The following is a 24719-nucleotide window of genomic DNA, read 5'->3' on the forward strand; positions in this document are numbered from 1 at the left end:
GTCCGGTACGCGCCTCCGGCGCCGCACTTCCGCGTGCGGCGCCGGAGGCGTCTGCTTCAGCAGCAATACGCACAGGACACACAGGGGAGGATCCAACGTCATGGGTGTCACGCTCGCCAAGGGAGGCAATGTCTCCCTCTCCAAGGCCGCTCCGCATCTGACGCAGGTGCTGGTGGGGCTCGGCTGGGACGCGCGCTCCACCACCGGTGCCGACTTCGACCTCGACGCCAGCGCGCTGATCTGCCAGTCGGGAAGGGTGCTGGGAGACGACTGGTTCGTCTTCTACAACAACCTCACCAGCCCGGACGGCTCGGTCGAGCACACCGGCGACAACCTCACCGGGGAGGGCGAGGGCGACGACGAGTCGCTGATCGTGTACCTCTCCCAGGTGCCGGCCCATGTGGACAAGATCGTCTTCCCGGTCTCCATCCACGACGCCGACAACCGGGGCCAGACCTTCGGCCAGGTCAGCAACGCCTTCATCCGGGTGGTCAACCAGGCGGACGGCCAGGAGCTCGCCCGGTACGACCTCACCGAGGACGCGTCCACCGAGACCGCCATGATCTTCGGCGAGCTGTACCGGTACGGCGGGGAATGGAAGTTCCGGGCCGTCGGACAGGGGTACGCGTCGGGACTGCGGGGCATCGCCCTAGACTTCGGGGTCAATGTTTCCTAAAACACGTCTCCGGGTTGGTTCAAGAACCGGTGCGCACGGCGTGGGGGTGACTCGCCCCCGGGCCGCGCCCGGGGGGACCCGTAACACACGATTGGGTGGCTTGTGCTCCTGAAAACGTTCGGCTGGTCGTTCGCCATCACGGCGATCGGCCTCGCATTCGCCGCGTGGCAGTGGGGGTGGGAGGCGTTCGGGGTCGTGCTGATCCTGTCGATCCTCGAGATCTCGCTCTCCTTCGACAACGCGGTGGTCAACGCCGGAGTCCTCAAGAAGATGAATGCCTTCTGGCAGAAGATCTTCCTGACGGTCGGCATTCTGATCGCCGTCTTCGGCATGCGGCTGGTCTTCCCCGTCGTCATCGTCGCCATCAGCGCCAAGATCGGGCCGATCGAGGCCGTCCAGCTCGCCCTGGACGACCCCACGAAGTACGAGCACCTGGTCACCGACGCCCATGCGGCGATCGCCGCCTTCGGCGGGATGTTCCTGCTGATGATCTTCCTCGACTTCATGTTCGAGGAGCGGGAGCACAAGTGGCTGGCCTGGCTGGAGCGGCCGGTCGCCAAGCTCGGCAAGGTGGACATGCTCTCGGTCTGCATCGCGCTGATCGTGTTGCTGATCACCGCCCTCACCTTCGCCACCCAGGCCCACACCAGCACCGGCCACGCCGACAAGTCGTCCACCGTGCTGCTCTCCGGTGTCGCCGGCCTGATCACCTATCTGGTGGTCGGCGGGCTCTCCGGCTACTTCGAGGACAAGCTGGAGGAGGACGAGGAGCGCGAGCACGAGGAGGAGGAGCGGGCCAAGAGGGAGGGCAAGCAGGTCTCCGCCGTCGGCCTGGCCGGCAAGGCCGCGTTCTTCCTCTTCCTGTATCTGGAGGTGCTGGACGCCTCCTTCTCCTTCGACGGCGTGATCGGCGCCTTCGCCATCACCAACCACATCTTCTGGATGGCGCTCGGCCTGGGCATCGGCGCGATGTACGTCCGGTCCCTCACCGTCTACCTGGTCCGCCAGGGCACCCTGGACGACTATGTCTACCTGGAGCACGGCGCCCACTACGCCATCGGCGCCCTCGCCGTGATCCTGCTGGTCACCATCCAGCACCAGATCAGCGAGATCATCACCGGCCTGGTCGGTGTCGTCCTGATCGCCGCCTCCTTCCTCTCCTCGGTCCGCCGCAACAAGCGGCTGGAAGCGGCCGGCGGAGGCGACGGCGGCGCGGACGAGACGGCGAAAATCTCCTCCGGCGTCTGACGCGCCGAAGGACCGGGGTGTGACGAGCCCTCCGGCGAGGAACGCTTCCCTGCGGGGCGGCCGGGCGCTCCCGGCCGCCCCGCAGGCATGACGGCTGCACGACGGCGGCGCGGACCAGCCGCGCCGCCACCGGACCGCCGGACATCACCGGGGATCACCCGGGACCGGACGTTGTGGGGACCACTGGGGGTGGGGCATGGCTTTCTGGCACGGGCTGTCGCGGGACCGGAACACGCAGTTCGACTCGGGCGGCTCACTGACGAACGCCATCGATCTGACCAAACGGCGCCCGACCGTCTCCCTCGCCAAACAGGGCGCCGAGACCGGCAACCTCCGGGTGAACCTCTCCTGGCGGATGCGCAACGGCTCCGATCTGGAGGGCCGCGCCCGGCCGGGGAGCCTGCTGCGCCATCCGCTGAAGCTGTTCACCCCCGACGCCGTCCAGGCCCACACCATGAGCATGGTCAATGTGGATCTGGACATCGGCTGCCTCTACGAGCTGGCCGACGGCACCAAGGGGGTGGTCCAGCCGCTGGGCGGCTTCTTCGGGGACCTCAACGGCCCGCCGTACGTCAAGCTCAGCGGCGACGACCGGTTCGGCTCCCCCTCGGGCGAGACGATCTACGTCAATCTGGACCACCGCGAGCAGATCAAGCGGCTGCTGTTCTTCGTCTACATCTACGACCAGACGCCCGCCTTCGACCGGACCCGCGCCACCATGACGCTCTTCCCCAGCAATGGGCCGCGCATCGAGATCCAGCTCGACGAGCGCGCCCCGCAGGCCCGCTCCTGCGCGGTCTTCTCGCTGGAGAACGTCAAGGGCGAGCTGACCGTGCGGCGCGAGGTCCGGTTCGTCTACGGCTTCCAGTCCGAGCTGGACCGGATGTACGGCTGGGGCCTCCAGTGGGGCCGGGGCACCAAGTCCGGGCGGAGCTGACGGGGCCGGCCCTACCGGTCGCGAGGGCCCCGGAGGCGTACGGCGGGTCCGGGACCGGGCGGGCCGTACGCCCCGACTCCGGGCTCCGGCGTCGTACGACCGTGTTGCCTGTGCCGCCGCTCCGGCCCCGGCCTCGCACGGGCGTCGCGAGGGCCCGGGCCGTCCGGGGTCCGGCCGGCGGGGCTCAGCCCCGGACGAACTGCGGGCCCATCGGCGGCATCACGAAGTCCGGGTCGGGCCCCGGCGCCGCACCGGCCGCCGGGCCCGGGTAGCCGTAGCCGCCGGCGGCCGGCGGCCCCGACGGCGGCTGAGGGTAGCCGTAGGCGGGAGCGGGGGCGGGCGGCACCGCGGGCGGCTGGGGGTAGCCGTAGCCGGGCGGTGCGGCCGGCGGGGGCGGCAGCGGTACGGAGCCCTGGGCGGCCGGGTGCGGCGCCGGAACCGCCTCGGTCGGCAGGGCCGACGACGGCACGGGCAGCGGCACCGACCCCGCTGCGGGTCCGGGCACGCCCGGGAGCGCGGAGGAGTCCTCGGACAGGGCCTCCCCGGCACCCGCGCCCACCAGGCCGGTCCCGGGCCCCTGCCCGGAGCCGCCGTGGTCGGACCGGCCGGATTCCCCGGCCCCCTCCGACTCGTCCACCGAGATGCCGAAGGCGGTGGCGAGCCCGATCAGACCGGTCGGGTAGCCCTGGCCGACCGCCCGGAACTTCCAGCCGTCCCCGCGCCGGTAGAGCTCGCCGCAGATGATGGCCGTCTCCTCGCCCGTCTCCGGGCGCACCGCGAAGACGGCGAGCGGCTCCCGGTCGGCCGCCCCGGCGTCGTACAGCAGAATCCGCAGGTCCGCGACGTGCGCGAAGCTGTCCCCGTCCGACGAGGCCGCCAGCACCACCTGCTCCACCGAGGCGTCCAGCGCCGTCAGATCGGCCTCGACGGTGTCGGTCAGCCCCTCGGCCACCCGCTTCTTCGGCAGGCGGCGCACCAGCCCCGACGGATGGCGCGGCTGGTTGTAGAAGACGAAGTCCTCGTCGGTGCGCACCCGGCCGCCCGCGCCGAGCAGCAGCGCCGAGGCGTCCACGTCGGGGGTCCCGGGGCCGGGGGTCCAGCACAGTACGGCCCGTACGGCCGCGGCGTCGAGCGGGACGTTCGACCCCTTCACCATCGCGTGCGTCATGCCCGTCATCCTGCCTGGCGCGCCGCCACCGGGACAACGCGGGGCGCGGAACTCCGGGAGACACGGGGCCGGGAGCTCCGGAGGCCCGGTTTGAGATGGGGCGGAGGAGCCAGAAGATGCGGCGGGGGACCGGGGCGGGTTACCTGAAGTTCACGCGGGTGGGGAACTGTGGACACCCCTCCCTACGTACTATTACCGGCCACACCTCGTCCGGGCCGTCCGGACGATTCCGGGCAGCACAGAGGCAGTACAGGGGATATTTATGCGTCATTTCGGGCATATCCCGGCCGCTGTCCGCGCCGATCTCTTCCACCGCGAGCCGGGCGAGTTCGCCGCCGCCTCGCCCTCCCGGCTGCTCTCGGCGGCCCTGGGCGCCACCCTCTACAGCCCGGCCACCCGGCCGCGCCTCGCCGACGACATACTCAAACAGGTGGGCCGCGGCGTGACGTCGATGGTCCTCTGCCTGGAGGATTCCATCCCGGACGGCGAGGTCGACGCCGCCGAGGAGAACCTGGTCCGGCAGTTCGCCGTACTGCGCGCGCGGGGCGAGGAACCCCCGCTGCTCTTCGTCCGGGTCCGCCGGCCGGAACAGATACCGGATCTGGTGGAGCGGCTCGGCGCGAGCGCCCGGCTGCTGTCCGGATTCGTACTGCCGAAGTTCACCGAGGAGCGCGGTACGGCCTTCCTGGAGGCGCTCACCGCCGCCGAGACCGTATGCGAACGGCGGCTCTTCGCCATGCCGGTGCTGGAGTCCCCGGAGCTGCTGCACCTGGAGACCCGGCGGGAGACGCTGGCCGGGATCGCCAGGACCGTCGACAAGTACCGGGACCGGGTGCTGGCGCTGCGGCTCGGCGTCACCGACTTCTGTTCGGCGTACGGGCTGCGCCGGCCGCCCGACATGACCGCCTACGACGTGCGGATCGTCGCCGAGGTGATAGCCGATGTGGTCAATGTGCTCGGCCGGGCCGACGGTACCGGCTTCACCATCACCGGCCCGGTCTGGGAGTACTTCCGGCGCCAGGAGCGGATGTTCAAGCCCCAGCTCCGCCGCAGCCCGTTCACCGAGCAGCGGGCCGACGAGCTGCGCACCGCGCTGATCGAGCACGACATGGACGGGCTGCTGCGCGAGATCGAGCTGGACCGGGCCAACGGGCTGCTCGGCAAGACCTGCATCCACCCCTCGCACGTCATGCCGGTGCACGCGCTGTCGGTGGTCAGCCACGAGGAGTTCAGCGACGCCCAGGACATCCTGCGCCCGGAGCGCGAGGGCGGCGGGGTGCTGCGCTCGGCGTACACCAACAAGATGAACGAGGTGAAGCCGCACCGCGCCTGGGCCGAACGCACCCTGCAGCGCGCCGAGGTCTTCGGGGTGGCCCGGGCCGATGTGGGCTTCGTGGAACTGCTGGCGGCGGGGCTCGGCTGAGGGCACGGGCGGGCGACGGTGGTGTGTACATGAGCGGGGCCGGCGAGACCGGAATGACGACGAGGGAGTGCAACGACGTGGTGTGGCCGGGAACATGGGTCTCCGAACGGCTGGACGTGGAGCTGACCGGGGCGGCGGACACCACCGGCACCGAGGACACCGGCACGGATGCCGGCACCGGTCCGGACACCGGCACAGGTACCGGCACCAGCACCGGGGAACTGCGGGGGCTGCTGGGACTGGCCGTCCGGGACAACCCGAAGCGGGCCCATCTGCTGGTCTCCACCGTGCTCGGCAAGCATGTGCCGCGGAGCCCGCACGTGGTGTGGCGGACCGGGTACGACCTCGGCGTCCGCGTCCGGGAGCTGCTGGGCGCGGCCGACGCGGCCCGGGCGGTGGTGCTGGGCTACGCCGAGACCGCCACGGGCCTCGGGCACGCGGTGGCCGACGGGCTCGCCGACGCCCCGTACCTCCACTCCACCCGGCGCCCGGTGGCCGGAGTGGCCCGGGCGGCCGGTTTCGAGGAGTCGCACTCCCACCACACCTCGCACCTGCTCCTGCCCGAGGACCCGGAGCTGCTGGCCGGTACGGGTCCGCTGGTGCTGGTGGACGACGAGTTCTCGACCGGTGCCACGGTGCTCAACACCGTACGGGCGCTGCATACGCGCCACCCCCGCGAGCGGTATGTCGTGGTGGCCCTGGTGGACATGCGCTCGGCGGCCGACCGGGGACGGCTGGCGGAGTTCGCGGCGGAGATCGGCGCCCGGGTGGACCTGGTCGCGCTCGCCGCCGGCACCGTCCGGCTGCCCGCCGACGTCCTGGCGCGCGGCCGGGAACTGGTCGCCCGGTACGGGACGCCGGCGGTGGCGGAGGAGGCCGCCGCGCTTCCGGCCCCCGGCGCGGTGGCCCGGGTGGAGCTGGACTGGCCCCGGGGGCTGCCGGACGGCGGGCGGCACGGCTTCACCCCGGCCCACCGCGCCCGGCTGGAGGCCGCGCTGCCCGCCCTGGCCGAGCGGCTGGCGGACGCCCTGGCCCCGGTCGCCGGCGGGGCGGTTGCGACTCACTCGTCAGGCGCGGCTCCGGCCGGCCCGGCAGAGGCTTCAGCGGCGTCGGGGACGGCCCCGGCTCCTCGGGCGGCGGGCGTGCCCGGGGCCGGTGGGACCCGGCCCCGGGTGCTGGTGCTGGGCAACGAGGAGCTGATGTACGCCCCGCTGCGGCTGGCCGAGGCGCTGGAGCGGCGGCTCGACGCGGAGGTGCGGTTCTCCACCACCACCCGCTCCCCGGTGCTGGCCGTGGACGACCCGGGCTACGCCATCCGCACCCGGCTGGTCTTCCCGGCGCACGACGAGCCGGATCCCGGGCACGACGGCCCCGGCGAGCGGTACGCCTACAACGTGGCGGGTGCCGGCTTCGACGCCGTGGTCGCCGTGGTGGACTCGGCCGGCGACACCCCGGCCCTGCACGCCCCGGACGGGCTGCTCGCCCGGCTGGCCGCGCACATTCCGCACGTGCTGCTCGCCGTCGTACCCGCGTACACGCCCGGCGCCCGGGACGCGGTGAATGGCGCCCGGGACGCGGTGAATGCGGCGGGCGCAGTCGCCGGTCACCGGGTCCCCGGCGCGGCCGCCGCGCTGCCCGGGCCGCTCCGGGGGCCCGCCTTCTCCTCGTACGACCCCGAGGAGGTCGGCTGGCTGCTCCAGGACCTCTCCGCCGTCACCCTGGAGGCGCCCACCGAGGAGCGCGAGGAGGCGATACAGAGCGGCGGCGCCCACTACGCGGAGTCGCTGCCGGTCGAGTACCAGCCGTCCCCGGAGTACCAGCGGCTCTTCCGCGCCGCGCTGGACGACTCCGCCGCCCGGATCGCCCGCGCGGTCGGCGTGGTGACCGAGACCCTGCTCGCCGAGCGGTCGGACCGGCCGGTGCTGGCCTCGCTCGCCCGGGCCGGCACCCCGGTCGGCGTTCTGATGCGGCGGTGGGCGCTGCGCCGGCACGGGCTCGACCTGCCGCACTACACCCTCTCCATCGTGCGCGGCCGGGGCATCGACACCAACGCCCTGCGCTGGCTCGCCGCCCACCACGACCCGGCCGATGTGGTCTTCGTGGACGGCTGGACCGGCAAGGGTGCCATCACCCGCGAACTGGCCGCCGCACTCCGGGACTTCCCCGGCTTCGACCCGGAGATCGCGGTGCTGGCCGACCCCGGCTCCTGTGTCCGGACCTACGGCACCCGCGAGGACTTCCTGATCCCCTCCGCCTGCCTCAACTCCACGGTCTCCGGCCTGGTCTCCCGTACGGTGCTCCGCGTCGACCTGGTGGGGCCCGACGACTTCCACGGCGCCAAGTACTACCGGGAGCTGGCCGGTTCGGACGTCTCCCGGCACTTCCTGGACACCGTCGGCGCCCATTTCGAGGCGGTCGGCGCGGAGGTGGACACCGCCGTGAAGGAGCTGCTCACCACCGACCGGGCCCCCAGCTGGGCCGGCTGGGCGGCGGTGGAGCGGATCAGCGAGGAGTACGGCATCCACGATGTGAACCTGGTCAAGCCGGGCGTCGGGGAGACCACCCGGGTCCTGCTGCGCCGGGTGCCCTGGAAGATCCTGGCCCGCCGGGGCGCGGGCGCCGATCTGGCCCATGTCCGGCTGCTCGCGGAACAGCGCGGGGTCCCGGTCGAGGAGGTCGGCGAACTCCCGTACAGCTGCGTCGGACTGATCCACCCCCGCTACACCCGGGGTGCCACCGGAGCCGACGGCCGCGCGGTCACCACCCCGGCGGGCGGAAGCGCGGAGGCGAGCACGGACGGGAGCGGCGGGTCACCCGGCGCCCCGGCCGGTGGCGGGCCCGGCGCCGCGTCCGGCGTTCCGGCCGTTGGCAGGCCCGGCGACGCGGCAGGCGGCAGACCCGGCGACATGGCGGGCGGTCCGGACGGGGGCGGTCCGGCATGAGCACCACCCTGATCGCCAGCGACCTGGACCGCACCCTGATCTACTCCGCCGCCGCGCTCGGTCTCACCGGGCCGGACGCCGGGGCGCCCCGGCTGCTGTGCGTGGAGGTGTACCAGGGCAAGCCGCTCTCCTTCCTCACCGAGGAGGCCGCCGCGCTGCTCGGGGAGCTGGCCCGGCGGACGGTCTTCGTCCCCACCACCACCCGCACCCGGGAGCAGTACGGCCGGATCCGGCTGCCCGGGCCGCCGCCCCGGTACGCGATCTGCGCCAACGGCGGCCACCTCCTGGTGGACGGCGTCTCCGACCCGGACTGGCGGCGGACGGTGGCGGCCAGGCTCACCGACGAGTGCGCCCCGCTGGCGGAGGTGCGCGCCCATCTGGTGGCCGCCGCCGACCCGGCCTGGCTGCTGAAGGAACGGGTGGCCGAGGACCTCTTCGCCTATCTGGTGGTGGACCGGTCCCTGTTGCCCGGGGGCTGGCTGAAGGAACTGGCCGAATGGGCGCTGGAACGCGGCTGGACCGTCTCGCTCCAGGGGCGCAAGGTGTACGCCGTGCCCCAGCCGCTCACCAAGAGCGCCGCCGTCCGGGAGGTGGCCCGCCGGGCCGGTGCCGATCTGGTGCTGGCGGCCGGCGACTCGCTGCTCGACGCCGATCTGCTGCTGGCCGCCGACCGGGGCTGGCGCCCGGGCCACGGGGAGCTGGCCGAGACCGGCTGGAGTGCCGACCGGATCACCGCGCTGGCCGAGCGGGGGGTGGCGGCGGGAGAGGAGATCCTGCGCCGGTTCAGCGCCGCCGCGCTCCCCGGCCCGGCCGGAACACCCGGACCCCGATGAACACCAGTACCGCGCCCACCGCCACCGCCAGCACGGCCTTGGAGTACAGCGACACATAGCCGGAGACCTGCTCCCAGTTGTCGCCCAGCGCGTACCCGGCGAGGACGAACACGGTGTTCCAGATCGCGCTGCCGAGCGTGGTCAGCCCCAGGAACACCGGCAGCGGCATCCGCTCCACCCCGGCCGGCACCGAGATCAGGGAGCGGAAGACCGGCACCATCCGGCCGAAGAACACCGCCTTGGTGCCGTGCCGGGCGAACCATGCCTCGGTCCGCTCGATGTCGGAGACCTTCACCAGCGGGATCCTGCGGGCGACGGCGATGGTCCGCTCCCGGCCGAGGAGCGCGCCGACACCGTAGAGCGCCAGTGCTCCGGCCACCGAACCCGCCGTCGTCCACAGCAGCGCGGCGAGCAGGCTCATGCTGCCGTTGGCCGAGGCGAACCCGGCCATCGGCAGCACCACCTCGCTGGGCACCGGTGGGAAGAGGTTCTCCAGGGCGATGGCGAGCCCGGCCCCGGGCGCCCCGAGCGCCTCCATCAGGCTGTTGATCCAGCGTTCCATGGCGTCACGCTAGGCAGCCGTTGCTGAAGCCACCCTGAAGATGCCTCCCGGGTGCCGGGAGGCGGACGGCTCAGCCGCAGCAGCCGCCCCCGCAGCACCCGCCGCCGCCCCCGGAGGGCGCGGTGGGCGCGGGCGCGGAGCCCTTGGCCGTGCCGCCGACGGCCACGGTGGACAGCAGCTTGACCGTGTCCCCGTGCCCCGCCGGGCAGTCGGCGGGTGCGGCGGACTCGGCCATCGGCCGGTTCAGCTCGAAGGTGTCACCACAGGTGCGGCAGCGGTATTCATAACGAGGCATGGAGCCAGCGTAGTCGGCCCCCGCCGCCCTCCACCCCGTTCCCGGAGGTACTCCCGCCCCGGAGGCGCCCCGTCCTCCGGTGCTCCCCGCCCCGGGGGCTTTCCGCCGCACGGGCTTTCCACCCCGGATCGCTCCGCTCCCCGGAGGAACCCCGCCCCCAGGGGCTCCCCGCCCAGGAGGCTCCCGTCGCGGTGCGGGCGCTCGGCGGCCGTCCTGCGCCGCCCTCCCCGGGGCCCCTTTCCCGAGGCAGCCCCGTCTCGGAGCCCCCGGCCCGCGTCCAACCACTTGTACAGCGGACCCACCGGTGCGGGAGGCAACCCCGTCTCGGAGGCCCCGGCCCCGGCCCCGCGAAGCCTCCGTCCCGGAAGGCTCGCCGCCCCCGGAGGCAGTCCCGCCCTGCGGGGCCTCGTCCCCGAAGGTGTCCCCGTCCGGGAGGGCTCCGCCCTGGAGGTGTCCCCGTCCGGGAGGGCTCCGCCCCGAAGGGGGCTCCCCGGCCCCGGGAACGATTCCGTCCCGGAGGCCCCGGTTCCACCCGGGGCCCCTGTCCCGGACGCCCCGGTCCGCCCCGGCTCACCCGCGTCCGGCGCCCCGGTCCTCGCGGATCAGCTCCACCACGCGCGCGGCCGTCTCCCGTACCGCCTCCGTCTCGGTCAGGAAGTGCCAGTAGTCCGGGTGCCGGCCCTCCAGCCCCGTGACCGCCCGCTCCAGCCGCCCCACCGCCTCGTCCAGCGGGCGGGCGTGCCGGGGGTCCGGGGTGGCCCGCCCCGCCATCGCCAGCCGCTGGGCGTCCCGGAGCGCGAACCGGGTGCGCTCGATCTCCTGCTGCGGATCCTTGGCCACGGCGTCCAGCCGCCGCAGCCGGTCACCGGCCGCCGACACGGCCTCGTCCGCGCCGGTGAGCAGCGCCCGTACGGTGGAGAGCACCGCCGTCGCGTCGGCCCACCGCTGTTCGTCCCGGGCCCGGGCGGCGTCCGCGAGCTTCTCCTCTACCCCCCGGACCGTCCGGGCGGTCTGCTCGGGCACCTGCTGGAGGTCCTGCCAGCAGGCGGCGCTGAACCGCCGGCGCAGCTCACTCAGCACCGGCTCGACCGACCCTGCCCGGGTGGCCACCGCCTGGGCCCGGGTGCGCAGCGAGACCAGCCGCTTGTCGATCTCGGCCGCCCGCTCCGGCAGCCGCTCCGCCTCCGTCCGTATCGCCTCGGCCTCCCGCAGCACCCGGTCGGCCCGCTGAAGGGTTTCCGGCACACCGTGCCGCCCGGCGCCCTCGTTGAGCCGGGTCAGCTCGGGCCCCAGGGCCGCCAGCCGCGCGGCCAGGTCGTCCGCGCCGAGCCCCGCGCCCCGGGCCGTGTCCAGCGCCTCACTCGCGCCCCGCAGCGCCGCACGGGCCCGCTCCACGGCCGGCGCCAGCCGTGCCAGCTCGGTCTCGGCCCGGCCCAGCAGCGAACCGATCCGCAGCCCGAACCCGTCGAGCTCCTCCTTGACCCGCACCAGCTCGTCCCGGGCGCCCGTCAGCTCGTCCCGCGCCCGGTTGGCGACCGAGCCCTCCAGGTCGTCCCGGTCCAGGTCGTAGGCGTCGACCGCGGTGATGTAGCGGTGGCTCACCTCGTCGATCCGCCGGCCCAGCGCCGTGAACTCCTCGGCCGCCCGGGCCGCGTCCGGCGACCCGTCCACCGCCGTGATCGTCTCCACCGAGATCCGCAGATCCCGCTGGGCGGTGTCCAGCTCGTAGAAGGCCGCCGCGGCGGCGTCCTTGGCCGCCTGGGCACCGGCCCGCCGGCTCTCGTCCCGGCCCCCGCCGAACCAGCGCCGTGTGCCGCCCCCGGCGAAGGCGGCGGGCAGCGCGGCGACGAGCCCCACGGCGAGCGGCACCGGCAACAGCATCAGCGCGAGCGCGTTCCGTGCCTGCCGCCCCGCGTCCGTCACCGTCACATCACGCTCCCGTACTGTCCGCCCTGCCCGGTTCATTCTCCCACCGGGTAGGACGAACACACGAGCCCGTCAGTTCGCTCCCCGCACCGACACCTCTCCGCTGTCGGTGGTCGCCCGCACCACATGCGAGCTGCGCCGGTCCGTGGGCACATCCACGGATATGCCGCCGCTCCCGCTGCGCGTCTCCACCGCGTACCGGGTGTCGCCGCGCGGAAGGTCGACGGCGACCTCACCGCTGCCGCTCGCCGTGTCGACCAGCTCGGGCGCGGCCTCCAGCGCGAGCCGCACCTCCCCGCTGTCCGTCCGGGCCGCCACCCGGGAGGAGGTCGTGTCCTCCACCCGTATCTCCCCCGAGTCACTCCGCAGGTCCAGCGGCCCACGCGCCCGGCGCACCACCAGCTCCCCACTGTCCGAGCCCATGGTCAGCGGGGAGGCGAACCCCTCGGCGCGGACGCTGCCGTTGTCGTCCTTCACCGTCACCGCCACACCCCGCGGCACCTTCACCTGGTGCCGTGCGGCGCAGCCGCCCATCACCGCCGACTCGCAGCGCACCCGGAGGGTCAGGGTGCCGTCCCGCATCGTCCACTCGGCCTCGGGCTCACCACTCAGCAGCCCCCACGCCGCCACCTGCCGCTCGGCCTCCACCTCTCTGACGTCCGACTCCACCAGGACCACATCGGTGTCCCCGGAGTCGACCGTCAACGACTTCCCGGCCAGCGGGAACGACTGCCGCTTTACCGGCGCCTCGGACATGTCGTCGCGCCCGGCCGCGCACCCGCTCACCCCCGCCACCGCCAGCACCACCGCGCCGGCCGCCACGAGCCGCACCCAGCCACCGCGACGACGTCCCGCCATGACTTCCCCCACGATTGATCCCCCGTCCTGTCAACCGTCATGACTCTACGTAACATCCGCCGCCGGCGCACTGGGGCTATCCCCCCTCTTTCCCCTGGTGCCCACCGGTGTGGGCAGGGGCTCGCCGCTGCCCGCCGGGGCACCCCGCGTTTGCGGTGGCCACGGGTCGGCCATGTACTCTGTTGGCTCATTCCACGGGTGCGTAGCTCAGGGGTAGAGCGCTGCTCTTACAAAGCAGATGTCGGCGGTTCGAAACCGTCCGCGCCCACCGTGTCGACCGACGTACCGACGTACAGGTGTGGACAACCGGCCTCCTGGACCTCCGTCCGGGAGGCCGGTTCCCTTTCCGGAGCCCGGAGCCCGGAGCCCGGAGCCCGGAGCCCGGAGCCCGGAGCCCCATTCATGGGCGGTCCGGGGGCTGTCGGGGGCGTGTGCTTTGCTGGGGGGACAGGAGCGCCCCCCGGGGGAGAGTCGCGTTGACCGACGAGGAGTTCGCCGTGTTCTACGGGCACACGGTCCGGCGGCTCACCGGGCAGTTGTACGTCATGACCGGCGACTTTCACGAGGCCCAGGACGTCGTCCAGGAGGCGTTCGTCCGGGCCTGGGACCGGCGGCACCGGCTGCGGCAGGGGCCGGGACCGGAAGCGTGGGTGCGTACGGTCGCCCGGCGGCTCGCCGTCAGCCGGTGGCGCCGGGTGCTGCGCGGCCGGCAGCTCGGGCGGCGGAGCACGGCGGCCACCTCCGTCGAGGGACCGGACCCCGGCATGGTCGACATCGCGGCGGCGCTGCGCCGGCTGCCGCTCCGGCAGCGGCACTGTGCCGCTCTGTTCTATGTCTGCGACCTGTCGGTGGAGGCGGTCGCGGCCGAGACCGGCCTGGCCGTGGGAACGGTGAAGTCCCATCTGTCCCGGGCCCGGGCGACGCTCACCTCGTATCTGGCGCCCCAGGTCCACTCAGCGGAGGCCCACGATGGCTGACGACGACTTCGTGGCGTCCCGTCTGCGGTCCGCCGCCCAGGAGGCGGGGCGGCGCGCCCTGCCCGTGGACCTCCGAGTGATCGAGGAGCGCGGTCGCCGCCGCCGGCGGCGACGGCACGCGGTGTTCGCCGCGACCGGGGCGTTCTGCGGTGCCGGCGCGGTCGCCCTCGCCCTCTGGGCGGGCGCCCCCCGGTACGAGCCGCCGGCCGCTCCGCACGGGGTCTCCTCCTCGTCGCCCCGGGTGCCCACGCCGACCGTGACGACGACGGACGGCGGTCCGCCGGCCGACCCGACCCGTCTCGCGAGCCCGCCCCCCACCCCCGGGCCGTCCGACCCGGCGCCGCCGAGTCCTCCGCCGTCCCGGTCCCCGCGGCCGAGCCCGGACGCCACCGTCACACTGCCCCCGGTGTGATCCGCGTCTCAGCCTGTCAACCCGCCGGTGGCCGGCGTGCGTAGAGGCAGCACACGCCCGTACGACAAGGGAGCCACCGCCGATGCCGACGCCCACCCTCGATCCGGCCGCCGCCCCACCGGGAACGGTCACGGCCGACGCCGATCCGCCGTCCGGAGCCGGTACGGTCCCGGAGGACGCCGCCCCACCGGTCCCGAGCGGCCGGTGGGAGCGCGGCCGCTGGGAGGCCCGGACCCGGGCCGTGCTGCCGGCGGCCGCCGTCTACGCGGTCGCCGCCGTGCTCCATCTGGTGGTGCTGGCCCTGATGAATCGTTCCGCCGGGGCCACGGTGTACGACCGGCTGCTCGCCTGGGACGCCCAGCACTTCGTCTCCATAGCCACTGAGGGGTATCCGGACCACTTCACCCACGGACCGGAGGGCGAACTCACCGGCAACACCCTCGCCTTCTTCCCCCTCTTCCCGCTGGCGGTCCGGGCCGTGCACGGACTCACCGGCCTGGGGACGGAGACGGCCGCGATCGTCACCGCCCATCTCGCCTTCGCCGCCGCCCTGTTCGCCGTCCACAATCTGCTGGCCCGGCTCCATGGGCGGCGCACCGCGCTGGTGGCGATCGTCCTGCTCGCGCTCGCCCAGCCGATGGCCCTGGTCTACTTCATGGCCTACAGCGAGTCGCTGTTCCTGGCCCTCGCCGCCGCCGCGCTGCTCGCCGCCCACCGCCGGGCCTGGCTCACCGCCGGCGCCTTCGCCGCTCTGGCCGGCCTGACTCGCCCGGTGGCGGCGGCGGTCGCCCTGGCCGTCGCCGTGGCCGCCGCGCACCAGATGTTCCGCGCCCGCCGCCCGGCCTTCCGGCCCATGGCGGCGGTCCCGCTGGCCTGCGCCGGCACCCCCGCCTATCTGCTCTGGGTCGGCGACCGGCTGCACCGGCCGGACGCCTGGTTCCTCATCCAGGCGGCGGGTTGGGACACCCACTGGGACAGCGGCGCGGGTTTCGCGGAGTTCCTGGGCTACGCCTTCACCCGCGCCGAGGGCTGGGTGGCCGTCAGCACCGCCGTGCTCGTCCTGGCGTCGCTCGGCTGCACCGCCGCTGCCTGGGGGACACCGACCTGGCCGCCCCTGCTGGTCTACGGCACGGCGGTGGTCCTGGTCGCCGTCGGGCAGAGCAACTACTACCACTGCAAGCTGCGCATGCTGCTGCCCGCCGTCGTCTTCCTGATACCTCTCGCCCGCGCACTGGCCCGCGCCCGTACCCGCACCCTTGTCACCACCCTGGCCTGTGGCTCGCTCTTCGGCTGCTGGTACGGCGCCTACATGCTCACCACCTGGCCGTACGCGATCTAGCGGGGCTTGGGCGGCGCACGCGGGTGTCCCGGCGTACCGATGGCAAGAGCCCCTTCGGGTGAACCGGAAGCGCGGGGCGAGGACGCCGCCGCGGGGCCCGCGTACGGCCCGGAGCTGGGCACCTTCGCGGACAACGGGCGCTGGGCGGCGGGTACGGGTCCGTGCCCCGCTCCGTGGGGCCCACTTCACGCCCCTCCCGGGACACCGGCCGGCCTCCTGCAGTGCCCTGTGCCGAGTCCGGCGGGCGGGCTACCGCGTACGACAGATCCAGCGACTACGGCCCCCCGTTGAGCGGCGACTGGAACGACCGGGCCGACTCCATCGACATGTGACCCGACACGCGACCTTGCTCCGCAGGTGGCCGGCCCGTGTACCCGAGGCCGGCCACCGACAGCCGACGGAGGAGAAGAACAGGTGCGCCCGACCTCTCCGCTCATGTCGCTTCTCGCCGTGCTGCTGCTCTCCGGCTGCGGTCTCCCGGGGGAGGAGCCCCCGGGCAGCCGGGTGGCCCCGCCCCGGCCTCCAGCCGTCGACGACGCGGGCCGCGCCGTCGCTCGGGCACGGTCCTTCACCGCCTGGGCGGAGGCGGAGGCACCGGCCGAGCAACGCGGTGCCGTGGTCGGCCATGTCCCCCTGCTGTGGGGCGACTGGCGGACACCCGGTGAGCTGGGCTTCCTGGCCACCGATCACACCACCCGGGCCGCCGCCGAGACCGTGGCCCGGGCGTTCGCCGGCTGGGGGGACAACGCGGGCCGGCCGGTCCGTGCCGCCGTCTACGGCTCGGGCGGAACGCTCCTGTACGCCCCGCCGGAGACGTAGGTTCCGCCCCCGTGCGACCGGGGCTCAGTCCGGCTCCGGTGCCGTCTCCAGGTCCCGGGCGCGGGGCAGTGGCCGGTAGCCGGCCGACCAGTGGCTCACCCACTGGCAGTGCGGGCAGGCGTAACGGCCGTTCAGCCCGCTGATCGTCGTCCCGCACCGCTCGCACGGCGCCTCGGTGATGTCGGGCAGGGCGTCACGCGGTGGCGCCTCCGCCTCCGGGACGCGTACCGGCTCGCTCTCCGGCGGCCACTCACTGACTCGGCGGTGGTCCATGAAGGCAGGGTACTCAGCGGAGCGGGCTGGACGAGTGCGTACGGGCGTAGGGACGGTCGGCCGCCGGGCCGGGGGCACCGAGGGGGGTGGTGGGGAAGTGCCGGGCGCCGGAGGCGCGTTCGGGGGTGCGTGCGGGGTGGGGGAGGAGGCGGCTCGTGGCGAGCCGGTGGGGGAAGCGGCTCGGGGCAAGCGTGCGGGGAACTGCTCGTATCGGCCAATTGACGGGGGGAGCCGGGGTGTCGGCGTACGGGTGGGGGCAACCGGGTGCCGGTGTGCGGGGGGTGGTGGGTGGCCAGGTCGTACAGGGGTGCGGGGGCGGGGAGTCGGAGGCACCGGGGGCGGTGGCGCCAGTGGGAGGGCCGCCGGAGTGTGACGGATCCTGCACACCGGTGGTTCGGGAGTGTCAGCGGCCTGGCCTACGCTGGAGGCATGTGCCTTCCCTCCTCTTCCGGCGGCGTGCCGTTAGACGCGGACGCGCTGAACGACGCCATTCGTGACCTGTGGTCCCATGCGGGCCGCGACGGGCGGTTGAGCCGTGAGCAGCGGGCGGAGTACCGGCTGCTCGTCACCGCCTGGGCCGAGGCGCAGCGGACGGAGGTCGTGGAGGCGGCGTAGCCCCCGGAGCGCGCCGGGGCGGAAACGGCGCGCGCCCGGCCGTCCGCCGGTCGGTGCCGGGGAAGGCCGGGCGCGCGGGGCGCTGCGGAGGCCGGGGTTCAGTAGGCCGCGGCCGGCTGCTTCGGGTTCGGGCCGTGGGCGTTGACGCCCGGCTTGCCCTCGGAGGCCAGGAAGACGAGCAGGATGATCGAGCCGACCAGCGGGATCAGCGCGATGAGGACCCACCAGCCGGACCGGTCGGTGTCGTGCAGCCGGCGAATCGTTACGCCAAGGGCCGGCAGCAGCACGGCGATGCTGTAGATCGAGCTGATGACCGGGCTGGTACCCGCGACGTTGTCGATGATCGACAGCACGATGCTGACGATGACGTTGAAGAGCACGAACATCCAGTATTCCTTGCGGCGCGCCCGCCCGCTGAATACCGCGTACTTCTTCAGTACGTCCACATACCAGTGCATTACGTCCCCCAAGGGCCATGAAGAATCCCGGTCATTCGTTTCCGGGCGTGGCCGAAACTTAGAGGTAGTGTCGTGTGCTGGTCAAAACGTTATCTTCGGCAGTGGCGACCCTTGGTGAGGCACCCTCATAAATGATCTCCCTGGACCCGCCGGGGCCGCGCGGACGTGGGGGATGCCTTGGGGCGCCCGGCGGGTTCGGCGGTGGCGACGCTGAGTGGGCGTCAGTCCGTCGTGACGGGGGCCTTTCTGTCGGCCGGGGGGAATGCGCCCGGATATGCGCCTTTCCTGCCGGCGGTGGATGGCCGAAAGTGTACGCAGCGTGCCGGTTCGGGTGTGCTCCGTTTTCTTTGCCGGCGTGGGGGCGTGGGTGTGTACGGGGGCATGGGGATATGGCGTGTGGCGGCGCGGTGGTGTGGATGGGGCGCGGTGATGCCGTGTGCGGCGCCGTGTGAATGACGCCGTGTGAATGACGGAGGGCCCGAGCGGGCGGGCGGGGTCACACTGGGGGTATGTGCCGCAGTATCAAGACGCTCCGTCCGCCCGCTCTCCCCGGTGAGGCCACCGAGGACGACATGCGGGCCGCCGCGCTCCAGTACGTACGCAAGGTCTCCGGCTTCCGGGTGCCCGCCGCGCACAACAGGGAGGTCTTCGACCGGGCGGTCGACGAGATCGCCGAGGCCACCCGCAGGCTTCTCGACGGCATCGAGGTGCGGGGAGGGGGCGCCGGGAGAGCGGTGGGGAGAGCCGCCGGGCGCGAGTGAGCCCGCCGGCCCGGGTCCCGGGTGACAGGCGGTGCGCGCCGGGGGGCGGGGGCGGGCCCGGTGCGCCCCCGAAAGCCGCGGTACGCGCTTCCGGTGCACCCCTGGGGCGCGGTGCGGTTAGGCAAGCCTAAGTTAAGCTGAGCGCCCACTCTGTTCGTCCGGCACCCGGACGGTACGGCGGCGCCCGGAACGGCCGTTTCGCGTGCGCGCCTCGGAAGGATGAGCTGACATGGCACGTACGAACGCGGCGAGTGCCCGGGTCAAGCCCGAGCAGGCCGGGCTGATCAGGCTGAACGTCCTGCGCCAGGAGCGGGTGTCCCCGGGCTTCGCGCGGGTCACCCTGGGCGGCGGGGACATCGAGAAGTTCACGCCGATGGGCTTCGACCAGTGGTTCCGCCTCTTCATCCCGGTCGCGGAGGACTCCCTCTCCCGGCTGCCCAACAAGCTCGACGCCCTCGCCTACGCCAAATACCTGACCATCTCCAAGGCATCCCGCCCGGTGCTCCGCAACTACACCGTTCGCGCCTACCGCCCGGAAGGACCGGAAGGGCCCGAGCTCGACGTGGACTTTGTGCTGCACGGCTCGGCCGCGGACGGCACGGCGGGCCCCGCCTCCGCCTGGGCCGAGAGCTGCTCGCCCGGCGACCAGGTGGCCATCCTCGACGAGGGCATCACCTTCACCCGCCCCGAGCACCTCCACCAGGTGCTGATCGTGTCGGACGAGACCGGGCTGCCGGCGGTCGCGGGCATCCTTGCCTCACTGGACAGTGATATCACCGGCCAGGTGCTGATCGAGGTCCCCGCCGAGGCCGACCGCCAGGAGCTGGAGGGGCCGAAGGGCGTCGAGGTGAACTGGGTCGTGCGCGGAGACGCCGCCGTGGTCCCGGGCCACAAGGCACGGGAGGCCGTCGAGGCCCTGCCCGTACCGAGGGAGCCGTTCTACGCCTGGGTGGTCGGGGAGTCGACCCTGCCGACGGCACTGCGCCGCCACTGGGTCCGGGCGGGTGTGCCGAAGGAGAACATCAAGTTCTGCGGCTACTGGAAGGCCGGCCGTACGCACTGACGGGGGCGCCTCGGCCCGACGGATGCGCGCCCGGTCCGACCGGGTGTGCCCGGGCGGCCGGAGCGGGGCCCGCCCGGGGCCGCGCGAGGGCGGAGAGTCCCGGGGGCCGCGAGCGCGGGCTCCCGGGCACGGGAACGCAGGGGGCGGGGGTGGTACCGGTAGCGGAAAACCGCTGGTACCACCCCCGCCCCGTCGTGCGTCGCGCCGGCCGGCGCGAGGTCACGCCGTCACGCCGTCACGGGTGTCCGCTCCTGCTTCGCCGTGGCCTCGTCGCGCTCGTCGGCGCGCCCGAACAGGCCGTCCAGCGCCAGCGCGCCCGGGCCGGTGAAGACCAGCAGCAGCAGCGCCCAGCAGAAGAGCGCCGAGGCCTCGCCGCCGTTCTGGATCGGGAACAGGCCCTCGCCCTGGTGCACGGAGAAGTAGGCGTACGCCATCGAGCCCGACGACACGAACGCCGCGGCCCGGGTGCCGAGGCCCAGCAGCACCAGCGCGCCGCCGACCAGCTGGATCACCGCCGCGTACCAGCCGGGCCAGGCACCGGCCGGGACGGTGCCCCCGCTGCCCGCGCCGCCGCCCAGGACGCCGAACAGGGACGCGGCGCCGTGGCAGAGGAAGAGCAGTCCGATCACTATGCGGAACAGGCCGAGCGCGTACGGGCGCGTCTGATTGAGGAACGGGGTGATCTTGGGCATGGGGGAGCCACCTTCGGTTGGGGACGAAACCGATGACAGCCCACAGGTTAGGCGGACCTAATCAGTACTTGCAAGTTCAACATTCGCCATTCCCGGGATGCTGCTGTCCCCGCACGTGGACACCGCCGCGGCCACCCCGCCCGGCCGGCGTGTCCGCCCTCCCTTCCGGCCCGGCGGCTGCGTCCTTCCTCCCGGCCGGGTGTGTCCGTCCCCGGCCGGGTGTGTCCGTCGTCCGTCCCGGCTGGGTGTGTCCGTCGTCCCTCACCGGCCGGGTGTGTCCGCTCTCCCTCTCGGCCGGCGTGTCCGCCGCTCTCCTCGGCCGGTCCGCCCGGCGGCGACAGCCGGCGCCGCCGCCCCGGTTCACCCGCCGGGCGTCAACTCCCGTTCGTCCACGGTCACCAGATCGGCCCGCCGCCCCCGGCCCCGGTCCTGGGTCCGGTCCAGTCGCAGCCGGGCGGAGCGGCCGCGCAGGGTGAGGGTCATCAACTGGTTGCCGAACCACGGGCCCCCGGTGCGGCGCCAGTGGAAGGGCGGGCGGCCCACCCGGCCGTGCCGGGCCAGGGCGCGGCCCAGCCACCGTCCCGCGCCGCTCCAGCCGAACCGGAAGCCCAGCCGCATGGCGCGCGGCACCCCGTTGTGCACCGGGGAACAGGTCAGCTGGAACACCCGGGCGTCCGGCGCGCCGCCCGGCCATCCGGCGGGCCAGTCGGGCTCGGCGACGTACGCGTGGTGGACGTCCCCGGAGAGCACGCAGACCGTCGCCGGCGCCTCCGGCCCGGTGCCCACCTCGGTCAGCAGCCGGGCCAGCCGCTCGAACGACTCCGGGAACGCCGCCCAGTGCTCCAGATCGGCCGCCCGCCGCACCCGCTCACCCGCCCTGGCCCAGAAGCCGCCCCGTGCGCCCCGGCAGAGCGCGGCGTTCCACGCCTCGGTGTCGTGCATCATCGGCGGCAGCAGCCACGGCAACGAGGTGCCGACGAGCAGATGGTCGTACGAGCCCGGGTCGGCCAGCGCCTGGTCGCGCAGCCACTTCTCCTCGTCCTCGTCGTTCATCGCGCGCCGGTCCTCGGCCAGCACCCGGCCCGCCCGCGAGTCGACCATCAGCAGCCGGGTGCGGCCGAAGTCCCGCCGGTAGCTCCAGCGGGCACCGGCCGGCCGGGCGTCCGCGTCGGCGGCGTACCGGCGCAGCACCTCCGTGCCGTCCCCGGCCTCCCGCACCTCGGCGTAGATCGGGTCGTCCGCCAGCTCGTCGGGGGAGAGATTGCCCAGGTGCTGGTAGACCCAGTACGACATCAGCCCGCTGAGGATCCGCTCCTGCCACCAGTCCGTCCGGCGCATGTCCGCCACCCAGGCGGCGCTGGTGTTCCAGTCGTCGATCACATCGTGGTCGTCGAAGATCATGCAGCTGGGCACGGTGGAGAGCAGCCAGCGGACCTCCGGGTCCCGCCAGGACTCGTCGTAGAGATGGGTGTACTCCTCGTAGTCCGCCACCTGGGGCCCCGGCGGTTTCCGCAGATCGCGGCGGGCGGCCAGCCAGCGGCGGGTGGCATCGGAGGTCTCGTCCGCGTACACCTGGTCGCCCAGCAGGAGCAGCACGTCGGGGCGTACGGCTCCGGGGTCGGCCGCCAGCCGGCCGGCCAGCGTGTCCAGGGCGTCCGGGCCGATCGGGTCCTCGTGGCCGGAGGCGGGCGCCGCCCAGCGGCAGGAGCCGAAGGCGACCCGGGCCCCGTCGGTGCCCGGCTCCGGGACCGGGATCACGCTCGGCGGATGCCGGGAGTCGGCGGGCGGCCAGACCCGCTCCCCGTCGAGCAGCACCTCGTACGGGGTGGCCGTGCCCGGCGTCAGGCCGGAGACCTCGACCAGGGCGTAGTGGTGGCCGGCGACCCGGAAGGTACGGGCGCTGCCGCCCGCGCCGTCCGGGCACCGGACCTCGGCGGTGCACGGCTGCCCGGCCTCGACCCAGACGGTGGCCCGGCCGCCCCCGTCCCAGTCGACGTACCGCAGCACTGGTCCCAGCCTCAACCCGGCTGCCATCCGGCCTCCTCCGTCGTCCGGGCGCCGGTCGTCCGGTCGCCCGCCCGGTTCCCCGGCGTCTTCACCGGTTCTTCTGCTTCTTCCGTACGGTACGAAACGGAGCGGGCGGGCCGGAGGTGCCCGCCCGCGCCCGGGCGGCGCGGCGGAACGAACGATTCGGCAACCGTGCGGACGAACGATTCGGCAACCGTGCGGACGAACGATTCGGCAGCCGTGCGGAGGAACCGATTCAGCAGCCGTTCAGCAGGGTCTGGAGCGCGCCCTTCTCGGCCGAGTCCAGGGTGAGCTTCCAGTCGTACTTCACCTGCACCCACATCCGGGCGTAGGTGCAGCGGTAGGCGGTGCGCGACGGCAGCCACTCGGCCGGGTCCTTGTCGCCCTTGGCCTGGTTGACGTTGTCGGTGACCGCGATGAGCTGCGGCCGGGTCAGGTCGTTGGCGAACTGCTGGCGCTGGGTGGTGGTCCAGGAGTTGGCCCCCGAGCGCCACGCCTCGGCGAGCGGGACCACGTGGTCGATGTCCAGGTCCGAGGCCGCGGTCCAGGTCGCCCCGTCGTACTCGGAGTACCAGGTGCCGCTGACGGCCGCACAGGAGCCGTCCTGCTGCACCCCGGTGCCGTCCCGCTTGAGGACGACCTCCCGGGTGTTGCACGTCCCCGACTGGGTGATCCAGTGCGGGAACTTGTCACGGCTGTAACCGCTGGAGGAACCTTCCGCCTGGACCGTCAGGGCGGCCAGATAGGTACGGGCGGTGGCGGCGCTCACCGGGGCGGGCGGGGCGGCCTGGGCGGCCGGGGCGGTGGTGGCCAGCAGTCCGGTCGCGGTGAGCGCGGCGGAGGCGGCGAGCACGGCGGTGCGACGCGCGTAGAAACGGGACATGCGAGCTCCTCGGCGGTGGAGATGTCGAACGCTGTCGGGGTGCGGTGCGCCCGGGGCGGACGGCGGCGCTGCGAAGTGCCGGGGCCCCAGCGGTGGACGGCTCGGCCAGCGTGATGGCGCGAGGTTTCCGTGAGGGGAGCACCAGGTAACAGCGTGACGACATGTGCACGTCACGTCTATGGGTGTGTCGAAAGGGTTCTGAAGATTTCTGATGGGGGCACAGAAAGCCCGTATGGGTTCGTCATTGGGCCGATTTCTTACGGGAGGGCATGGGGGAGGGCGGGAGGGACGGGAGGGGTCCTCCGGGGCCGGACCCCGGGGAGCCGTGCCCTTGGGCCGGTCCGGGCCCCGGGGCGCCGGTCTCCCGGGTTGGTCTCTCGGGCCGGTCTCCCGGACTGGTCTCTCGGGCCGGTCTCCCGGGACGTGGGATCCGGTCCCTCCGGAGCCGGGCCCTGGGTGGGTTCCTCCGGATCCGGGCCCCCGGGCTCGGGCGGGGCGGGGTCCTTCGGCCGGTCCGGGGCTCTCCGGGGCCGGGCTCCGTGTGACGCCGGGCACGTGGGTCGTGGCGGCTCGGGAGCGTCACGTACCCTGGTCGGAGCAGAAGGGGAGTAGCTCTTCGCCGGATCGTCGACATACTGCCGGGCCTCGTGTCCGGCCGGCGCCCGGAGGCGGGCCCGCGGGGGCCGCCAGCGAGACCTTCGGCAACAGCAGTGTCCATGCATGCCATGGCCCTGCCGTGCCGAAGCGACCCCTGATTCGTCTCTTCTCGGTGCGGCGGAGCCCGACCGATTGAGGAACCTCTCCCGTGCTCAGCTTCACGATCCTGGCGATCACCTTCGGCGTCGTCTTTCTCGCCGAACTGCCCGACAAGACCGCGCTCGCGGGCCTGATGCTCGGCACCCGCTACCGGGCGTCCTACGTCTTCGCCGGGGTCGCCGCCGCCTTCGCCGTCCATGTGGCGCTCGCCATCGCGGCGGGCAGCGTGCTCACCCTGCTGCCGCACCGGCTGGTGCAGGCGGTGGTGGGCGTGCTCTTCCTGGCGGGGGCGGCCATGCTGCTCCTCAAGAAGGACGAGGACGACGACGAGGAGCTGAAGGCCCCGGCCGACCAGTCCTTCTGGAAGGTCTCCGGGGCGGGGTTCATGCTGATCCTGGTCGCGGAGTTCGGCGATCTGACCCAGATCATGACCGCCAACCTGGCGGCTCGCTACGACAGCCCGCTCTCGGTCGGCCTCGGTGCGGTGCTGGCCCTCTGGGCGGTCGCCGGTCTCGGCATTCTCGGCGGCCGGACGCTGATGAAGTACGTGCCGCTGCGGCTGATCACCAAGGTGGCCGCCGGTCTGATGATCGCCCTGGCGGGCTTCAGCCTCTATGAGGCGATCGCGGGCTGAGCGCGCGCGGCGGCCACCGGCGGGGACGGGCCGCCGCCCCCGCCGGGAGCCGCCGGTCCAGCCGCCCCCGCCGGTCCACCCGGTCCTGCGGGGGGGGTCCCGGAGGTCGGGAGAGGACACGTCTGAACCCCCGTCACTCCG

At 73.7% G+C, this 24719-nt stretch carries 23 protein-coding genes, 1 tRNA gene and 1 pseudogene; 15 read left to right on the forward strand and 10 right to left on the reverse strand.

The window, feature by feature from the left end; genetic code table 11:
• Positions 1-100 precede the first annotated feature (100 nt).
• The 3 genes from NX801_RS21915 (at position 101) to NX801_RS21925 (ending at position 2861) form a co-directional block, all read left to right on the forward strand.
• Complete coding sequence (locus tag NX801_RS21915; RefSeq protein ID WP_258789532.1) at positions 101-676, forward strand: TerD family protein; 576 nt, start codon at positions 101-103, stop codon at positions 674-676.
• A gap of 102 nt (positions 677-778) precedes the next feature.
• Positions 779-1924, forward strand: coding sequence for a DUF475 domain-containing protein (locus NX801_RS21920; RefSeq protein ID WP_258789533.1), 1146 nt, complete (start codon positions 779-781; stop codon positions 1922-1924).
• A gap of 196 nt (positions 1925-2120) precedes the next feature.
• Positions 2121-2861 carry a TerD family protein gene (locus NX801_RS21925; RefSeq protein ID WP_258789534.1) on the forward strand — a complete coding sequence of 247 codons (741 nt, stop codon included), beginning with the start codon at positions 2121-2123 and terminating at the stop codon, positions 2859-2861.
• Between the two features lie 184 nt (positions 2862-3045).
• On the opposite strand, the gene NX801_RS21930 is transcribed toward NX801_RS21925, so the two are convergent.
• Positions 3046-4038 (reverse strand): TerD family protein, encoded by a 993-nt coding sequence (locus NX801_RS21930; protein ID WP_428986193.1) that lies wholly within the window; start codon positions 4036-4038, stop codon positions 3046-3048.
• Between the two features lie 253 nt (positions 4039-4291).
• Here NX801_RS21930 and NX801_RS21935 point away from each other — a divergent pair, with 253 nt between their 5' ends.
• The 3 genes and pseudogenes from NX801_RS21935 (at position 4292) to NX801_RS21945 (ending at position 9227) form a co-directional block, all read left to right on the forward strand.
• Positions 4292-5452 (forward strand): HpcH/HpaI aldolase/citrate lyase family protein, encoded by a 1161-nt coding sequence (locus NX801_RS21935; protein WP_258789536.1) that lies wholly within the window; start codon positions 4292-4294, stop codon positions 5450-5452.
• Positions 5453-5481: 29 nt separating this feature from the next.
• Positions 5482-8214 (forward strand): annotated as a pseudogene (locus NX801_RS21940) (phosphoribosyltransferase); the annotation flags it as partial.
• 176 nt (positions 8215-8390) lie between these two features.
• Positions 8391-9227 (forward strand): HAD family hydrolase, encoded by an 837-nt coding sequence (locus tag NX801_RS21945; RefSeq protein ID WP_258789538.1) that lies wholly within the window; start codon positions 8391-8393, stop codon positions 9225-9227.
• Here NX801_RS21945 and NX801_RS21950 read toward each other — a convergent pair.
• From NX801_RS21950 to NX801_RS21965, 4 genes are all read right to left on the reverse strand, one after another.
• On the reverse strand, positions 9178-9789 hold the full coding sequence (locus NX801_RS21950) for a DedA family protein (protein ID WP_428986194.1): 612 nt from the start codon (positions 9787-9789) through the stop codon (positions 9178-9180). The two genes, NX801_RS21945 and NX801_RS21950, sit on opposite strands and share 50 nt — an antisense overlap.
• A 70-nt stretch (positions 9790-9859) precedes the next feature.
• On the reverse strand, positions 9860-10084 hold the full coding sequence (locus NX801_RS21955) for an FmdB family zinc ribbon protein (RefSeq protein ID WP_258789539.1): 225 nt from the start codon (positions 10082-10084) through the stop codon (positions 9860-9862).
• A gap of 570 nt (positions 10085-10654) precedes the next feature.
• The gene (locus NX801_RS21960) at positions 10655-11965 is read right to left on the reverse strand and encodes a coiled-coil domain-containing protein (RefSeq protein WP_258789561.1); all 1311 of its coding nucleotides are present in this window, start codon (positions 11963-11965) and stop codon (positions 10655-10657) included.
• Between the two features lie 117 nt (positions 11966-12082).
• Positions 12083-12868 carry a DUF4097 domain-containing protein gene (locus NX801_RS21965; RefSeq protein WP_258789540.1) on the reverse strand — a complete coding sequence of 262 codons (786 nt, stop codon included), beginning with the start codon at positions 12866-12868 and terminating at the stop codon, positions 12083-12085.
• 196 nt (positions 12869-13064) lie between these two features.
• Here NX801_RS21965 and NX801_RS21970 point away from each other — a divergent pair.
• From NX801_RS21970 to NX801_RS21990, 5 genes are all read left to right on the forward strand, one after another.
• Positions 13065-13136, forward strand: a tRNA-Val gene (locus tag NX801_RS21970).
• A gap of 208 nt (positions 13137-13344) precedes the next feature.
• Entirely contained in the window at positions 13345-13845 is a 501-nt protein-coding gene (locus tag NX801_RS21975) for a SigE family RNA polymerase sigma factor (protein ID WP_258789541.1), read from the forward strand.
• Positions 13838-14257, forward strand: coding sequence for a hypothetical protein (locus NX801_RS21980; protein WP_258789542.1), 420 nt, complete (start codon positions 13838-13840; stop codon positions 14255-14257). The genes NX801_RS21975 and NX801_RS21980 overlap by 8 nt, the downstream gene beginning before the upstream one ends.
• Before the next feature lie 82 nt (positions 14258-14339).
• Positions 14340-15596, forward strand: a complete 1257-nt coding sequence (locus NX801_RS21985) for a mannosyltransferase family protein (protein WP_258789543.1) — start codon at positions 14340-14342, stop codon at positions 15594-15596.
• A 414-nt stretch (positions 15597-16010) separates the two neighbouring features.
• The gene (locus NX801_RS21990) at positions 16011-16415 is read left to right on the forward strand and encodes a hypothetical protein (protein WP_258789544.1); all 405 of its coding nucleotides are present in this window, start codon (positions 16011-16013) and stop codon (positions 16413-16415) included.
• A gap of 24 nt (positions 16416-16439) precedes the next feature.
• On the opposite strand, the gene NX801_RS21995 is transcribed toward NX801_RS21990, so the two are convergent.
• Positions 16440-16688, reverse strand: a complete 249-nt coding sequence (locus NX801_RS21995; protein ID WP_258789545.1) for a hypothetical protein — start codon at positions 16686-16688, stop codon at positions 16440-16442.
• Between the two features lie 429 nt (positions 16689-17117).
• Here NX801_RS21995 and NX801_RS22000 point away from each other — a divergent pair, with 429 nt between their 5' ends.
• Complete coding sequence (locus tag NX801_RS22000; RefSeq protein WP_258789546.1) at positions 17118-17303, forward strand: hypothetical protein; 186 nt, start codon at positions 17118-17120, stop codon at positions 17301-17303.
• A gap of 98 nt (positions 17304-17401) precedes the next feature.
• Here NX801_RS22000 and NX801_RS22005 read toward each other — a convergent pair whose 3' ends face one another.
• Positions 17402-17761 (reverse strand): DUF805 domain-containing protein, encoded by a 360-nt coding sequence (locus NX801_RS22005; RefSeq protein ID WP_258789562.1) that lies wholly within the window; start codon positions 17759-17761, stop codon positions 17402-17404.
• 509 nt (positions 17762-18270) lie between these two features.
• On the opposite strand from NX801_RS22005, the gene NX801_RS22010 reads away from it, so the two are divergent.
• The gene (locus NX801_RS22010) at positions 18271-18522 is read left to right on the forward strand and encodes a DUF2277 domain-containing protein (RefSeq protein ID WP_258789547.1); all 252 of its coding nucleotides are present in this window, start codon (positions 18271-18273) and stop codon (positions 18520-18522) included.
• A 229-nt stretch (positions 18523-18751) separates the two neighbouring features.
• Complete coding sequence (locus tag NX801_RS22015; protein ID WP_258789548.1) at positions 18752-19585, forward strand: siderophore-interacting protein; 834 nt, start codon at positions 18752-18754, stop codon at positions 19583-19585.
• A gap of 227 nt (positions 19586-19812) precedes the next feature.
• On the opposite strand, the gene NX801_RS22020 is transcribed toward NX801_RS22015, so the two are convergent.
• From NX801_RS22020 to NX801_RS22030, 3 genes are all read right to left on the reverse strand, one after another.
• Positions 19813-20277, reverse strand: a complete 465-nt coding sequence (locus NX801_RS22020) for a DoxX family protein (RefSeq protein WP_258789549.1) — start codon at positions 20275-20277, stop codon at positions 19813-19815.
• 360 nt (positions 20278-20637) lie between these two features.
• On the reverse strand, positions 20638-22311 hold the full coding sequence (locus NX801_RS22025; protein WP_258789550.1) for an alkaline phosphatase D family protein: 1674 nt from the start codon (positions 22309-22311) through the stop codon (positions 20638-20640).
• A 229-nt stretch (positions 22312-22540) separates the two neighbouring features.
• The gene (locus tag NX801_RS22030; RefSeq protein ID WP_258789551.1) at positions 22541-23188 is read right to left on the reverse strand and encodes an HNH endonuclease family protein; all 648 of its coding nucleotides are present in this window, start codon (positions 23186-23188) and stop codon (positions 22541-22543) included.
• A gap of 805 nt (positions 23189-23993) precedes the next feature.
• On the opposite strand from NX801_RS22030, the gene NX801_RS22035 reads away from it, so the two are divergent.
• Entirely contained in the window at positions 23994-24578 is a 585-nt protein-coding gene (locus NX801_RS22035; protein ID WP_258789552.1) for a TMEM165/GDT1 family protein, read from the forward strand.
• The last annotated feature ends 141 nt before the right edge of the window (positions 24579-24719 follow it).

It is taken from the genome of Streptomyces pyxinae, assembly GCF_024756275.1.
In the GTDB taxonomy this organism is placed as follows: Bacteria; Actinomycetota; Actinomycetes; order Streptomycetales; family Streptomycetaceae; genus Streptomyces; species Streptomyces pyxinae.

Coding starts and splice junctions, on each gene's coding strand:
- NX801_RS21915 (WP_258789532.1), top strand. CDS start 101: ATGGGTGTCACGCTCGCCAAGGGAGGCAATGTCTCCCTCTCCAAGGCC.
- NX801_RS21925 (WP_258789534.1), top strand. CDS start 2,121: ATGGCTTTCTGGCACGGGCTGTCGCGGGACCGGAACACGCAGTTCGAC.
- NX801_RS21930 (WP_428986193.1), bottom strand. CDS start 4,038: ATGACGGGCATGACGCACGCGATGGTGAAGGGGTCGAACGTCCCGCTC.
- NX801_RS21935 (WP_258789536.1), top strand. CDS start 4,292: ATGCGTCATTTCGGGCATATCCCGGCCGCTGTCCGCGCCGATCTCTTC.
- NX801_RS21945 (WP_258789538.1), top strand. CDS start 8,391: ATGAGCACCACCCTGATCGCCAGCGACCTGGACCGCACCCTGATCTAC.
- NX801_RS21950 (WP_428986194.1), bottom strand. CDS start 9,789: ATGGAACGCTGGATCAACAGCCTGATGGAGGCGCTCGGGGCGCCCGGG.
- NX801_RS21955 (WP_258789539.1), bottom strand. CDS start 10,084: ATGCCTCGTTATGAATACCGCTGCCGCACCTGTGGTGACACCTTCGAG.
- NX801_RS21960 (WP_258789561.1), bottom strand. CDS start 11,965: ATGCTGTTGCCGGTGCCGCTCGCCGTGGGGCTCGTCGCCGCGCTGCCC.
- NX801_RS21965 (WP_258789540.1), bottom strand. CDS start 12,868: ATGGCGGGACGTCGTCGCGGTGGCTGGGTGCGGCTCGTGGCGGCCGGC.
- NX801_RS21980 (WP_258789542.1), top strand. CDS start 13,838: ATGGCTGACGACGACTTCGTGGCGTCCCGTCTGCGGTCCGCCGCCCAG.
- NX801_RS21985 (WP_258789543.1), top strand. CDS start 14,340: ATGCCGACGCCCACCCTCGATCCGGCCGCCGCCCCACCGGGAACGGTC.
- NX801_RS21995 (WP_258789545.1), bottom strand. CDS start 16,688: ATGGACCACCGCCGAGTCAGTGAGTGGCCGCCGGAGAGCGAGCCGGTA.
- NX801_RS22000 (WP_258789546.1), top strand. CDS start 17,118: ATGTGCCTTCCCTCCTCTTCCGGCGGCGTGCCGTTAGACGCGGACGCG.
- NX801_RS22005 (WP_258789562.1), bottom strand. CDS start 17,761: ATGCACTGGTATGTGGACGTACTGAAGAAGTACGCGGTATTCAGCGGG.
- NX801_RS22010 (WP_258789547.1), top strand. CDS start 18,271: ATGTGCCGCAGTATCAAGACGCTCCGTCCGCCCGCTCTCCCCGGTGAG.
- NX801_RS22015 (WP_258789548.1), top strand. CDS start 18,752: ATGGCACGTACGAACGCGGCGAGTGCCCGGGTCAAGCCCGAGCAGGCC.
- NX801_RS22020 (WP_258789549.1), bottom strand. CDS start 20,277: ATGCCCAAGATCACCCCGTTCCTCAATCAGACGCGCCCGTACGCGCTC.
- NX801_RS22025 (WP_258789550.1), bottom strand. CDS start 22,311: ATGGCAGCCGGGTTGAGGCTGGGACCAGTGCTGCGGTACGTCGACTGG.
- NX801_RS22030 (WP_258789551.1), bottom strand. CDS start 23,188: ATGTCCCGTTTCTACGCGCGTCGCACCGCCGTGCTCGCCGCCTCCGCC.